At 52.3% G+C, this 13415-nt stretch carries 11 protein-coding genes, 1 tRNA gene and 2 pseudogenes; 9 read left to right on the forward strand and 5 right to left on the reverse strand.

All coding sequences use genetic code 11. The features are described from left to right. Positions 1-300 (forward strand): annotated as a pseudogene (locus BGK49_RS01140) (IS1-like element IS1X2 family transposase); the annotation flags it as partial. Between the two features lie 15 nt (positions 301-315). Further along, positions 316-384 (forward strand): annotated as a pseudogene (locus BGK49_RS30785) (hypothetical protein); the annotation flags it as partial. Positions 385-438: 54 nt separating this feature from the next. Here the strand turns inward: BGK49_RS30785 and valS are convergent. The 3 genes from valS to pepA all read right to left on the reverse strand — a co-directional run bounded on the left by valS (position 439) and on the right by pepA (position 5408). Next, complete coding sequence (gene valS, locus BGK49_RS01145; protein WP_000416406.1) at positions 439-3294, reverse strand: valine--tRNA ligase; 2856 nt, start codon at positions 3292-3294, stop codon at positions 439-441. Continuing rightward, complete coding sequence (gene holC / locus BGK49_RS01150) at positions 3294-3737, reverse strand: DNA polymerase III subunit chi (protein WP_000786399.1); 444 nt, start codon at positions 3735-3737, stop codon at positions 3294-3296. Before holC ends, valS begins: the two co-directional genes overlap by 1 nt. A gap of 159 nt (positions 3738-3896) precedes the next feature. Beyond that, positions 3897-5408 (reverse strand): leucyl aminopeptidase, encoded by a 1512-nt coding sequence (gene pepA, locus BGK49_RS01155; protein ID WP_000397139.1) that lies wholly within the window; start codon positions 5406-5408, stop codon positions 3897-3899. Between the two features lie 153 nt (positions 5409-5561). On the opposite strand from pepA, the gene ytgA reads away from it, so the two are divergent. From ytgA to lptG, 3 genes are all read left to right on the forward strand, one after another. Continuing rightward, entirely contained in the window at positions 5562-5612 is a 51-nt protein-coding gene (gene ytgA / locus BGK49_RS30790) for a protein YtgA (RefSeq protein ID WP_211180521.1), read from the forward strand. Between the two features lie 62 nt (positions 5613-5674). Continuing rightward, a complete protein-coding gene (lptF, locus tag BGK49_RS01160; RefSeq protein WP_000584114.1) occupies positions 5675-6775 on the forward strand; it encodes an LPS export ABC transporter permease LptF in 1101 nt (366 codons plus the stop codon). After that, positions 6775-7857, forward strand: a complete 1083-nt coding sequence (gene lptG / locus BGK49_RS01165; RefSeq protein WP_005045411.1) for an LPS export ABC transporter permease LptG — start codon at positions 6775-6777, stop codon at positions 7855-7857. Before lptF ends, lptG begins: the two co-directional genes overlap by 1 nt. Before the next feature lie 160 nt (positions 7858-8017). Here lptG and BGK49_RS01170 read toward each other — a convergent pair whose 3' ends face one another. Both BGK49_RS01170 and ahr read right to left on the reverse strand, forming a co-directional pair. Beyond that, positions 8018-9520, reverse strand: coding sequence for a helicase HerA-like C-terminal domain-containing protein (locus BGK49_RS01170; RefSeq protein WP_004988616.1), 1503 nt, complete (start codon positions 9518-9520; stop codon positions 8018-8020). A 129-nt stretch (positions 9521-9649) separates the two neighbouring features. Next, positions 9650-10669 (reverse strand): NADPH-dependent aldehyde reductase Ahr, encoded by a 1020-nt coding sequence (gene ahr, locus BGK49_RS01175; protein ID WP_005028720.1) that lies wholly within the window; start codon positions 10667-10669, stop codon positions 9650-9652. A 195-nt stretch (positions 10670-10864) separates the two neighbouring features. Between ahr and BGK49_RS01180 the strand changes: the two genes are divergently transcribed. The 4 genes from BGK49_RS01180 to BGK49_RS24885 all read left to right on the forward strand — a co-directional run. Continuing rightward, positions 10865-10949, forward strand: a tRNA-Leu gene (locus BGK49_RS01180). 200 nt (positions 10950-11149) lie between these two features. Beyond that, positions 11150-12418: a tyrosine-type recombinase/integrase gene (locus tag BGK49_RS01185; protein ID WP_005045373.1), complete on the forward strand. Its 1269-nt coding sequence runs from the start codon at positions 11150-11152 to the stop codon at positions 12416-12418. Positions 12419-12808: 390 nt separating this feature from the next. Beyond that, complete coding sequence (locus BGK49_RS01190) at positions 12809-13222, forward strand: SIR2 family protein (RefSeq protein ID WP_005009907.1); 414 nt, start codon at positions 12809-12811, stop codon at positions 13220-13222. Between the two features lie 28 nt (positions 13223-13250). Continuing rightward, the coding region (locus tag BGK49_RS24885) for an IS1 family transposase (RefSeq protein WP_047664789.1) at positions 13251-13415 on the forward strand (165 nt) is incomplete at its 3' end.

Consider the following 13415-nt stretch of genomic DNA (forward strand, 5'->3'; position numbering starts at 1 on the left):
ACGGTTGTGGCGCACGTCTTCGGTGAACGCACTCTGGCCACACTGGAGCGTCTTCTGAGCCTGCTGTCGGCCTTTGAGGTCGTGGTATGGATGACGGATGGCTGGCCGCTGTATGAATCACGCCTGAAGGGAAAGCTGCACGTTATCAGCAAGCGTTACACTCAGCGCATTGAGCGACATAATCTGAATCTGAGACAACATCTGGCAAGGCTGGGACGGAAGTCACTGTCGTTCTCAAAATCGGTGGAGCTGCATGACAAGGTCATCGGGCATTATCTGAACATAAAACACTATCAGTAAGTTGGAGTCATTACCGAACAACCAGATAAAGGCTTCTTAGCCAGTATTTCACGGGGAATTATGCCTTCTTTACCATTTCTGTAAGAGATAAAAAAGGCCGGAGCATGCTCGGCCTTCGTTTTCATCACTGTGTTTTGATTACAGCGCGGCGATAACAGCCTGCTGTTCAATCAGCTTCGCTTTCGCTTCTGCATAGCCTTCCAGCTTCTCACGCTCTTTCGCGATGATCGCTTCCGGTGCGCGGGCGACAAAGCCTTCATTCGCCAGCTTGTTCTCGATACGGCTGATTTCGCCTTCGATCTTCGCCACTTCTTTCGCCAGACGCGCCAGCTCATCTTCTTTGTTGATGAGGCCAGCCATCGGGATCAGCAGCTCTGCGCCGTCGATGATCTTCGTAACGGAAACCGGACCTTTGTCATCGGCAGGCAGCACGGTGATGCTTTCCAGACGCGCCAGGGTTTGCAGGAAGCCACGGTTTTCATTTACGCGACGTTCTGCATCCGCGCTGCAACCACGCAGCAGCAGCTCCAGCGGTTTGCCCGGCGCGATGTTCATTTCTGCACGGATGTTACGTACCGCAACGATCGCCTGTTTCAGCCACTCGGTGTCAGCCAGTGCGGCTTCATCAACCTGAGATGCATCGTACTGCGGGAACGGCTGCAGCATGATGGTGTCGGCAGTGATACCGCAAAGTACTTTCACACGCTGCCAGATGGTTTCGGTGATGAACGGAATGATCGGATGCGCGAGGCGCAGCAGACCTTCCAGTACAGTCACCAGCGTATGGCGAGTACCGCGCAGTTCGGCTTCGGTTCCACCGTTCATTACCGGCTTAGTCAGCTCCAGATACCAGTCGCAGAACTGGTTCCAGGTGAACTCATACAGAATGCCTGCAGCGATATCGAAGCGGAAGCTGTCCAGCGCTTCGCGGTACGCTTTGATGGTCTGATTGAACTCTGCCAGAATCCAGCGGTCCGCCAGCGACAGCGTCATTTCACCACCGTTGAAGCCGCAATCCTGACCTTCCGTGTTCATCAGCACAAAGCGGCTGGCGTTCCACAGCTTGTTACAGAAGTTACGGTAGCCTTCCAGGCGTTTCATATCCCAGTTGATGTCACGACCGGTAGAAGCCAGCGCCGCCAGGGTGAAGCGCAGGGCATCGGTGCCGTGCGGCTCAATGCCGTTCGGGAACTGTTTCTCGGTGCGCTTACGGATTTTGTCCGCCAGCTGCGGCTGCATCATATTGCCGGTACGTTTCTCCAGCAGTTCCGGCAGCGAAATACCGTCAACCATATCCAGCGGGTCAATAACGTTACCCTTGGATTTGGACATCTTCTGGCCTTCGTCGTCACGAATCAGGCCGGTCATGTAAACGGTGTGGAACGGCACCTGCGGTTTGCCATTTTCATCTTTGATGAAGTGCATGGTCATCATGATCATGCGGGCAATCCAGAAGAAAATGATGTCGAAACCAGATACCATCACGCTGGTTGGGTGGAACTGGCGCAGTGCGTCGGTGTTTTCCGGCCAGCCTAGGGTAGAGAAGGTCCACAGCGCAGAAGAGAACCAGGTGTCGAGAACGTCTTCGTCCTGACGCAGGGCAACGTCGGCACCGAGGTTATTTTCCTTGCGCACTTCTTCTTCGTTGCGGCCAACATAAACGTTACCTGCTTCGTCGTACCATGCAGGGATACGGTGACCCCACCACAGCTGACGAGAGATACACCAGTCCTGAATATCGCGCATCCAGGAGAAGTACATGTTTTCGTACTGCTTCGGTACGAACTGAATGTCGCCGTTCTCAACCGCCTCAACCGCCGGTTTCGCCAGTACATCGGCACGCACGTACCACTGGTCGGTGAGCATCGGTTCGATAACTACGCCGCCACGGTCGCCGTAAGGCACGGTCAGGTCGTGCGGTTTAATTTCTTCCAGCAGGCCGAGCGCGTCAACCGCAGCAACGACTGCTTTACGTGCAGCAAAACGCTCCAGTTTCTGGAACTCTGCCGGGATTTCGCTGGAATAAACGTCAGATTCGTTACCTTTGGTATCGAACACCTGGGCGCTTTCACGGATATCGCCGTCAAAGGTCAGGATGTTGATCATCGGCAGCGCGTGACGTTTACCCACTTCATAGTCGTTAAAGTCGTGCGCCGGAGTGATTTTCACGCAGCCGGTGCCTTTTTCCATGTCGGCGTGTTCGTCGCCAACGATCGGAATACGACGGTTAACCAGCGGTAGAATGACATATTTGCCAATCAGGTCTTTGTAACGCGGATCTTCCGGGTTAACGGCCACGCCGGTATCGCCCAACAGGGTTTCCGGACGGGTAGTCGCAACCACCAGATAATCTTTACCGTCTGCGGTTTTCGCGCCGTCAGCCAGCGGATAGCGGATGTGCCACATCGAACCTTTCGATTCGCGGTTTTCCACTTCCAGGTCAGAGATAGCGGTGCGCAGTTTCGGATCCCAGTTTACCAGGCGTTTGCCACGGTAAATCAGGTCTTCTTTATACAGACGAACGAAAACTTCTTTCACCGCATTGGACAGGCCTTCGTCCATCGTGAAGCGTTCACGCTCCCAGTCGACGGAGTTGCCGAGACGGCGCATCTGACGGGTAATCGTGCCGCCGGATTCCGCTTTCCATTCCCAAATTTTGTCGATGAAAGCTTCGCGGCCGTAGTCGTGACGGGTTTTACCTTCTTCTGCGGCAATCTTGCGCTCAACGACCATCTGGGTAGCGATCCCGGCGTGGTCAGTACCGACCTGCCACAGGGTGTTTTTGCCCTGCATGCGCTGATAGCGGATCATGGTATCCATGATGGTTTGCTGGAAGGCGTGACCCATATGCAAACTGCCGGTGACGTTCGGCGGCGGGATCATGATGCAGAAACTTTCCTGGCTTTCATCGCCATTAGGCTTAAAGTAGCCCTGCTTTTCCCAGTGCTCGTAAAGCGGCTGTTCGATATCTTGTGGGTTATATGTCTTTTCCATTATTTCCAGGTTGCCGTATTCAGGTTGAAACCAGCCACGCGGTAGGCTTTATAGCGTTCGCGCGCCAGTTGTTTCAGAGAATCTTCATAAGGAACGAAGTCTACCACTTCTGTGAAAGCGGTGGCAAAATCTGCAAAGCTTGTTCGCAGACTAATCAATATATCGCGCGGGCTGCTGCTGCGTTTTTGCGGCCAGGCGATCTCCACCGGCGCACCGCCGCGCGGTCCTTCTCCCGCTAAATTATGCGGAACAAAGCTTTCTGCCGGACGCGCCCACAGGGCTTCATCCAGCCGGTAAGCCTGCTTTTCATCTTCACAGGCGATGAGCACGCGCTTACCGCTGCGCCAACGTTCTGCGGCAATTTCACACACCAGTTGCTCAACGGCGCTTAAGCCATCGACGGTGGTGTCATTGTCCAGAAGGTAGAACGTCGCGTTTTTCATATATGGGGCTTCTTGTGGTGGATTTAAATACGCATCAGGTATACACCGCAGCGCCTGATGCGACGCTGTTGTGTCTTATCAGGCCTACGAGTTCAGTGCTGTGTAGGTCGGATAAGGCGTTCACGCCGCATCCGGCAATAACAGCCTTGCCTGACGCAATTACTCTTCGCCGTTAAACCCAGCGCGGTTTAACAGGAACTGTGCCAGCAACGCCACCGGACGACCGGTGGCGCCTTTTGCTTTACCAGAACGCCAGGCGGTTCCGGCGATATCCAGGTGCGCCCAGTTGTACTTACGGGTAAAGCGCGACAGGAAGCAACCTGCGGTAATCGCCCCACCAGGACGACCGCCAATGTTCGCCATATCGGCAAAATTGGACTCCAGCTGTTCCTGATACTCGTCACCCAGCGGTAAGCGCCATGCGCGGTCACCGGATTGTTCAGACGCGGCAATCAGTTCATGGGCCAGCGGATTATGGTTCGCCATCAGACCGGTAATGTGATGACCCAGCGCGATCACGCAGGCACCGGTCAGCGTCGCCACGTCAATCACCGCTTCCGGCTCAAAACGCTCAACGTAAGTTAACACGTCGCACAGTACCAGGCGGCCTTCAGCGTCGGTATTCAGCACTTCAACAGTTTGACCGGACATGGTGGTTAACACATCGCCCGGACGATAGGCTCGTCCGCCAGGCATGTTTTCGCAGCCTGCCAACACGCCGATAACGTTAATCGGCAGTTGTAGCTCCGCGACCATCCGCATCACGCCGTAAACCGCTGCCGCACCGCACATATCGTACTTCATCTCATCCATGCCTTCTGAAGGCTTGATCGAGATACCGCCGGAGTCGAAGGTTAAACCTTTACCCACCAGCACGATTGGGCGTGCATCTTCCGACGCGTTGCCTTTGTACTCAATCACCGACATCAGCGATTCGTTTTGCGAACCCTGACCGACCGCCAGATAGGAATGCATCCCCAGCTCTTTCATCTGCTGTTCGCCGATAACGCGGGTGATGACATTCTTGCTGTAGCTGTCAGCCAGCTGGCGCGCTTGTGAAGCGAGGTAAGCGGCGTTACAGATATTCGGCGGCATATTGCCGAGATCTTTTGCTGCTTTAATCCCGGCGGCAATCGCCAGACCGTGCAGGATCGCGCGCTCACCGCTGGTCAGTTCACGGCGGGTCGGCACGTTGAACACCATTTTACGCAGCGGACGACGCGGTTCGCTCTTGTTCGTTTTCAGCTGATCGAAACTGTAGAGCGTCTCTTTTGCCGTCTCGACAGCCTGACGCACTTTCCAGTAGTTGTTACGGCCTTTAACGTGCAGTTCAGTCAGAAAGCAGACCGCTTCCATTGAGCCAGTATCATTCAGCGTATTAATGGTTTTCTGAATAACCTGCTTGTACTGACGCTCATCCAGCTCACGTTCTTTGCCGCAACCAATAAGGAGAATTCGCTCGGAAAGTACATTCGGAACATGGTGCAGCAACAATGTCTGCCCCGGTTTTCCTTCCAGTTCGCCCCGACGTAGCAGGGCGCTGATGTACCCATCGCTGATTTTATCGAGCTGTTCTGCAATCGGAGAAAGGCGACGTGGTTCGAAGACGCCCACGACGATGCAGGCACTCCGCTGTTTCTCCGGGCTACCGCTTTTTACACTAAACTCCATGCACTACGCTCCTGAATCTTAAAGACAACGGCGGTGGCTACAGATAGAATTGCAAGCTTTCGTAACTCATGTCCGCTGTTGCGATGACTTCGTGTTAATCTTAACGTTATTACGGCATTGGCACGTCAGAACAAAATCTGAGAGGTGAATCCGTTGAGTATAATTATCTTAGCGACGATTTCGACGACTCAAGAGAATAAATGACGTTTAAGCCATGAAACAAGCTAAAATCCTGCAAAAGACGAGTTTTTACGGGCGTATTTAAAGTGATAATCATAAGATATCTGGTGCGGGAGACGCTCAAAAGCCAGCTGGCGATACTCTTCATCTTGCTTTTGATCTTCTTCTGTCAAAAGTTAGTGAGGATCCTCGGCGCAGCGGTTGACGGCGATATTCCGGCGAATCTGGTGCTCTCCCTTCTCGGGTTGGGCGTGCCGGAAATGGCGCAGCTTATCCTGCCATTAAGCCTGTTCCTCGGGCTGCTGATGACGCTGGGCAAACTGTATACCGAAAGTGAAATTACGGTAATGCATGCCTGCGGCCTGAGCAAAGCGGTTCTGGTGAAAGCGGCAATGATCCTTGCGGTATTCACTGCAATCGTCGCGGCGGTTAACGTGATGTGGGCGGGACCGTGGTCATCGCGTCATCAGGATGAAGTGTTAGCAGAAGCGAAAGCGAACCCTGGCATGGCGGCGCTGGCGCAAGGGCAATTCCAGCAAGCGACTAATGGCAGCTCGGTGCTGTTCATCGAAAGCGTTGACGGCAGCGATTTCAAAGATGTGTTCCTCGCGCAAATTCGACCAAAAGGTAATGCACGTCCTTCTGTGGTGGTGGCCGATTCCGGACATTTAACCCAGCTGCGCGACGGCTCCCAGGTCGTCACTCTCAACCAGGGAACGCGCTTCGAAGGCACTGCACTGTTACGTGATTTCCGCATTACGGACTTCCAGGATTATCAGGCGATCATTGGTCACCAGGCGGTAGCGCTCGACCCGAACGATACCGACCAGATGGACATGCGTACATTGTGGAACACTGACACCGATCGTGCCCGCGCAGAACTGAACTGGCGTATCACGTTGGTATTCACCGTGTTTATGATGGCACTTATGGTCGTACCGCTGAGCGTGGTTAACCCGCGTCAGGGACGCGTACTATCGATGCTGCCAGCCATGCTGCTGTATCTACTTTTCTTCCTGATCCAGACCTCCCTGAAATCGAACGGCGGTAAAGGTAAGCTGGACCCGACGCTGTGGATGTGGACCGTTAACCTGATTTATCTGGCTTTGGCGATTGTTCTCAACCTTTGGGACACCGTGCCGGTCCGCCGCCTGCGCGCCAGTTTTTCGCGTAAAGGAGCGGTGTGATGCAACCTTTTGGCGTACTTGACCGCTATATCGGTAAAACTATTTTCACCACCATCATGATGACGCTGTTCATGCTGGTGTCGCTGTCGGGCATTATCAAATTTGTCGATCAGATGAAAAAAGCCGGGCAGGGGAGTTACGACGCGTTAGGCGCAGGAATGTATACCTTGCTGAGCGTGCCGAAAGATGTGCAAACATTCTTCCCGATGGCGGCTCTGCTTGGGGCGTTGCTTGGTCTTGGGATGCTGGCGCAGCGCAGCGAACTGGTGGTGATGCAGGCTTCTGGTTTCACCCGTATGCAGGTTGCGCTGTCGGTGATGAAAACCGCCATTCCGCTGGTCTTGCTGACGATGGCGATTGGTGAATGGGTCGCGCCGCAGGGCGAGCAGATGGCGCGTAACTACCGTGCGCAGGCGATGTACGGCGGCTCGTTGCTCTCTACCCAGCAAGGCTTATGGGCGAAAGATGGCAACAACTTCGTTTACATTGAGCGGGTTAAAGGTGACGAAGAGTTAGGTGGCATCAGTATTTATGCCTTTAACGAGAATCGTCGTCTGCAATCCGTACGCTATGCCGCTACTGCGAAGTTTGACCCGGAACATAAAGTCTGGCGTCTGTCGCAGGTTGATGAATCTGATCTGACCAATCCGAAACAGATCACCGGTTCGCAGACGGTGAGCGGCACCTGGAAAACCAACCTCACGCCGGACAAACTAGGCGTGGTGGCGCTGGACCCGGATGCACTCTCAATCAGCGGTTTGCACAACTACGTGAAGTATCTGAAGTCGAGCGGTCAGGATGCCGGACGTTATCAGCTCAATATGTGGAGCAAAATCTTCCAGCCGCTATCCGTGGCGGTGATGATGCTGATGGCGCTGTCGTTCATCTTTGGCCCACTGCGTAGCGTACCGATGGGCGTGCGTGTGGTCACCGGTATCAGCTTCGGTTTTGTCTTCTACGTACTGGACCAGATCTTCGGCCCGCTGACGTTGGTTTATGGCATCCCGCCGATCATCGGCGCACTGTTGCCAAGCGCCAGCTTCTTCTTAATCAGCCTGTGGCTGTTAATGAGAAAATCGTAACCGAATGAACGAATAAAGGGAGCGAAAGCTCCCTTTATTATTGTTAGCAAAGTGTGCTTCGTTCATGCCTGAAAAATCATGAAAATCCAATATATTGCAGTGGTGTAGGCATGATAAGACGCGCCAGCGTCGCATCAGGCAAAGACAAATCGCGCCTGACTTACCTTCTTCTTCCCCCCAGCAAACTCCCCAACATCCCACGTACAATCTGATTCGTCACCTGGCGGGCGGCGCTTTTCGCCATTGTTTGCACCACACCATCTTTCTTCCCGCCGCGTGGTCCGGTAGTGCCAAACAAAATATCCTTCAATCCACCAAGAATACCGTCATCCACCGCCACCGCTTTCCCTTTCGCGGGAGGATTATTTTGCTGCTTGGTACTGGCCTGAAAGCCTTTTTGCAACATCTCATAGGCGGATTCCCGGTCCACGTCATCCTCGTACTTGCCATACACCGGGGAGTGGTTAATCAAGCCATTGCGCTCATCTTCCGTCACCGGTCCCATCCGCGAACAAGGCGCAATCACCATCGCCCGTTCCACCACAGAAGGACTTCCTTTTGCATCGAGAAACGAGATTAACGCCTCGCCGGTCCCCAGTTCCTGGATTGCCTTTTCGGTATCAAACGCCGGATTGGCCCGCATGGTTTGCGCCGCAGCTTTTACCGCTTTCTGATCTTTGGGCGTAAAAGCCCGCAAAGCGTGTTGAACGCGATTACCGAGCTGCCCGAGCACATTATCCGGAATATCAGACGGGTTTTGCGAAACGAACCAGACGCCCACGCCTTTTGAGCGAATAAGCCTTATTACCTGCTCAATCTTATCCAGCAGTACCTGCGGTGCATCGTTAAACAGCAGATGTGCCTCGTCGAAGAAAAACACCAGTTTTGGTTTCTCCAGATCGCCCGCTTCCGGCAATTGTTCATACAACTCTGAAAGCATCCACAGCAGGCTGGCGGCGTACAGTTTCGGCATCTGATAAAGCTTCTCGGCGCTGAGGATATTGATAACGCCTTTACCGTTGGTATCGGTGCGCATCCAGTCTTTGATATCCAGCATCGGCTCGCCAAAGAAATGCGCCGCACCTTGCTTTTCCAGCGACAGTAAACCGCGCTGGATGGCACCAACCGATGCGCTACTGATATTACCGTACTGATTCTGGAAAGATTTGGCGTTATCGCCGATGTACTGGGTAATCGCCCGCAGATCTTTAAAGTCGAGCAGCAACAATCCCTGATCGTCAGCAATACGGAAGATGATATTCAGCACGCCAGATTGCACATCGTTGAGATTCAACAGCCGCGCCAGCAACAGCGGCCCCAGGTCTGAAACCGTCGCCCGCACCGGATGGCCTTTCTCGCCAAAGATATCCCACACCACCACCGGATTAGCATGCGGTTGCCAGTCATTGACGCCGATATTTTTAAGCCTTGTGAGCAGTTTTTCCGACGCCGTTCCTGCCTGCGCGATACCGGTCAGATCGCCTTTCACATCAGCCATAAACACCGGCACGCCGATTTCCGACAATGACTCTGCCAGTTTTTGCAGCGTAACGGTTTTACCCGTCCCCGTTGCGCCAGTAATCAGCCCGTGACGGTTAGCCATTCCCGGCAGTAAAAAAAGTTCTGTGTCCGGCGTGCGGGCAATTAATAGGGGTTCGCTCATGAGATTTCCTCCAGTTTCCTGCCTGGAGTATAGGCAACGGCTGCGCACTCTTCACCGCTAAATTCAGCAGATTGCGAGACGCCTTCCAAAGAGATTTAAGTGCCGGGCGACAGGCACCCGGCAAAGGGATCAGAAGTCGGCTTTCAGAACCACGCGGTAACGCGCCTTACCGTCGCGCACATGCTTGATGGCATCGTTAATTTTCGACATCGGGAACAGTTCGGTGGTCGGCGCAACCTTGCTACGGGCGGCAAAGCGCATCAGCTTTCGCAGCTCATAAGGCGTGCCGGTAGCAGAACCAGAGATGCTGTGGTCGCCCGCAATTAACGTAAAGGCCGGAACAGACAGCGGCGTGAGAACCGCACCGACCGTATGGAAATTACCGCCATAGGTCAGCGCCTCAAAATAAGGCTGCCAGTCGAGGCTGACGTTCACAGTATTGATAATGAGATCAAACTGCCCCGACAGGGCTTTCAGTGCCTGCGGATCGCGGCTATTCACCACTTTATCGGCACCCATCGCCAGTACTTCCTGCTCTTTCGCCGGATTAGAACTAAAGGCCGTCACCTCGCATCCCATTGCGTGCAGAAGTTTTATAGCGATATGCCCCAGCCCGCCAATACCAATTACCCCAACGCGGCTGGTAGCAGTGATATGGTGCATCAACAGTGGTTTAAAGACCGTGATACCGCCGCACAACAGCGGCCCGGCGGACTCGATATCAATATTTTCTGGCAGTGGAATCACCCATTGCCAGTCCGCACGCAACTTCTCGGCAAAGCCACCGCGATTCATAATCGTCGGCACCGCACCTTGCTCGCAGTTGATCTGATTACCGCTAATACAGGCGTCGCAGTGACCACAGCTACGCGCCGTCCAGCCAATCCCGACACGCTGACCGACCTGCAAACCTTTATCCTGCGCGGCGCTCCCGAGTGCCACCACGCGCCCAATCACCTCATGCCCGGCAACCAGCGGATATTGTGAAAATCCCCATTCATTGTCGATCATCGATAGATCGGAATGGCAGATCCCGCAATAATCCACCTGCACTTCAACATCTTGTGGCCTCAGCTCACCGGGATCGTACTCATAAACTTCCAGTTCGCCGCCCGCTTCTTTTGCGGCATAGCTTTTTATCATCGACATTTTTTGGTCCTTCTCTGGTGTTGTTTGGGAAGTGTAGAGCATGGCAGGGCGGGGTGCCTGGAGTGTGACAAAGGTTACACATCGCTGTGTGCAATGCTGAAAATTTCAGCACTTAGCGAGGTGCGAGCAAGCTGGCGCTTGCATGGTGGCGTGCGACAGGTATAATCCACAACGTTTTCCGCATACCTCTTCAGTGCCGAAGTGGCGAAATCGGTAGACGCAGTTGATTCAAAATCAACCGTAGAAATACGTGCCGGTTCGAGTCCGGCCTTCGGCACCAAAAGTATGTAAATAGACCTCAACTGAGGTCTTTTTTTATGCCTGAAATCCGCGCTACACAAGGCTTTTCCAGCTTTTCCCCTCAACTGAAGTCAACCTGACTCAACCCACATCAACAGGCTTGTGAGTATACTAATGAGTATATTTGCCGATTCGATATTGCTTGTATACTCACGAGATACCAATGGAAGGAAGACCATTATGGCCCTAACGGATACTAAAGTTCGCTCTGCGAAACCTGAGGAGAAAGAGTATTCACTTGTTGACGGCGACGGCATGTCCTTACTTGTAAAACCTGGCGGTTCAAAGTATTGGCGATTTCGTTTCCGTTTTGGCGGTAAACAACATTTGATGGCGTTCGGCGTTTACCCGGATGTTTCGCTGGCGGATGCGCGGAAGAAAAGGGAAGAGGCCAGAAAGCTGGTAGCTGCTGGTATCGATCCTCGTGAACATAAGCGTGCTGTGAAAGAAGAGCAGGCGAAAGAGATTATTACTTTCGAGAAGGTTGCCAGAGAGTGGCTCGTAACCAACCAAAAATGGTCGGAAGAGCATGCTAATCGTGTAAAAAAGAGCCTGGAGGACAATATCTTCCCGGCAATTGGTTCCCACAATATTGCTGAACTGGGCACCCGCGATCTGTTAATTCCTATTAAAGCCGTGGAGAAATCCGGACGTCTTGAAGTGGCTTCCCGCCTTCAACAGCGCACCACGGCCATCATGCGTTATGCAGTGCAAAGCGGGTTAATTGATTACAATCCGGCGCAAGAGATGGCGGGGGCGGTAGCTTCCAGTAATCGACAGCGTCGTCCGGCGCTGGAGTTAAAGCGTATCCCGGAATTACTCCAGAAAATCGATGAATACACCGGCAGGCCACTAACCCGCTGGGCAACCGAACTTACCCTGCTTATTTTTATTCGATCCAGTGAGCTGCGTTTTGCTCGCTGGTCAGAAATCGATTTTGAAACGTCAATGTGGACCATCCCGCCTGAGCGAGAACCTATTCCCGGTGTGAAACATTCTCAGCGAGGAGCAAAGATGCGTACACCTCATCTGGTGCCGCTTTCAAAGCAGGCGCTAGCGATCCTGAAGCAGATAAAACAGTTCTGTGGCGAACATGAGCTGATTTTTATTGGCGATCACGATCCGAGTAAGCCCATGAGTGAAAACACGGTGAACAGTGCATTGCGGGTGATGGGCTATGACACCAAGGTTGAGGTTTGCGGCCACGGCTTCCGCACTATGGCCTGTAGCTCATTGATTGAGTCAGGGTTATGGTCGAAGGATGCGGTGGAAAGGCAGATGAGCCATATGGAACGCAATTCGGTGAGGGCGGCGTATATCCATAAAGCGGAACATCTGGATGAGCGCAAGCTGATGTTGCAGTGGTGGGCTGATTTTCTGGATGCGAACCGGGAGAAGGGGATTACGCCGTTTGACTATGCGAAGATCAATCGGGGTAATGGCGAGTGAGTTATCTAAAAGCGCACATTCGCCTCTAAATTGAAAGCTGCTGACTTATTCAAACGAGGAATTGGTCAGCAGTGCCAAATAGCCGAGTTTTCACTAAGGTAAGCCTTTTTATTGAACCTAATCGGCAGTAATGCTCCACCTAAGCCTAAATTTAAAGTCATGATTACTTATAAAAGGGGAGTGGACCCTTGATTGAGCCCTACATCGTAACAAAGGTACAGCAATTCGGCTACATCAGGAGTGATAGTCAATTAGTTAATCTAATAATTAATTGAATCTAAATAATTAAATTTCTTACGTAAAATTGACCAATTTACTGGTGGTGTAAGCCGCAATATCTTAATGTAATCAGTATAAAGGGGCTTGATTTCTTTTAAAGAGAGTATCCGTGTGAATTTTAAGAAAAAACTCGAAGAGCATTTTAAGCAGTTCGAAGCATCCCCAGTGTTATTTGTCGGCTCCGGTGTGTCTCGTCGTTATCTTGGTGTGCCATGTTGGCAAGACCTTTTGAAGCATTTTGCTGAGGCAATTGGGGAAAATCATATAAAATTAAAAACAAAATCTAATGGTGACTTACCCGAATATGCCCAATTATTGGTGTCTGCATATGCTGAGAAATGGTGGGATACTGAAGAAGGACAATTAGCATTAAGTGAAAAAGAACAGGAGAAAACTTTCATTAACGAACAGTCTCCTTTGAAGTTGTCAATATCTAAATATATTGAGAATGCACATAAAAATATTATAGATAATGATGAGTTAAAACATGAAATTTCTGGTAATGCTGCCAACTTACTGATTTAGTGTATGATGGTGATTTTAAGGTGCTTGCGTGGCTTCCATTTCCATCAGATGTCCTTCCTGCTCCGCTACTGAAGGCGTGGTGCGTAACGGCAAAAGCACTGCCGGACATCAGCGCTATCTCTGCTCTCATTGCCGTAAAACATGGCAACTACAGTTCACTTACACCGCCTCTCAGCCCGGTACGCACCAGAAA

Source organism: Shigella sp. FC1544 (genome assembly GCF_001722145.1).
Classification (GTDB): Bacteria; Pseudomonadota; Gammaproteobacteria; order Enterobacterales; family Enterobacteriaceae; genus Escherichia; species Escherichia coli.

Excerpts from the sequence above, each read along its gene's own strand:
- holC (WP_000786399.1), bottom strand. The coding sequence starts at position 3,737 with ATGAAAAACGCGACGTTCTACCTTCTGGACAATGACACCACCGTCGAT.
- BGK49_RS01170 (WP_004988616.1), bottom strand. The coding sequence starts at position 9,520 with ATGAGCGAACCCCTATTAATTGCCCGCACGCCGGACACAGAACTTTTT.
- lptG (WP_005045411.1), top strand. The coding sequence starts at position 6,775 with ATGCAACCTTTTGGCGTACTTGACCGCTATATCGGTAAAACTATTTTC.
- valS (WP_000416406.1), bottom strand. The coding sequence starts at position 3,294 with ATGGAAAAGACATATAACCCACAAGATATCGAACAGCCGCTTTACGAG.
- pepA (WP_000397139.1), bottom strand. The coding sequence starts at position 5,408 with ATGGAGTTTAGTGTAAAAAGCGGTAGCCCGGAGAAACAGCGGAGTGCC.
- ahr (WP_005028720.1), bottom strand. The coding sequence starts at position 10,669 with ATGTCGATGATAAAAAGCTATGCCGCAAAAGAAGCGGGCGGCGAACTG.
- BGK49_RS01185 (WP_005045373.1), top strand. The coding sequence starts at position 11,150 with ATGGCCCTAACGGATACTAAAGTTCGCTCTGCGAAACCTGAGGAGAAA.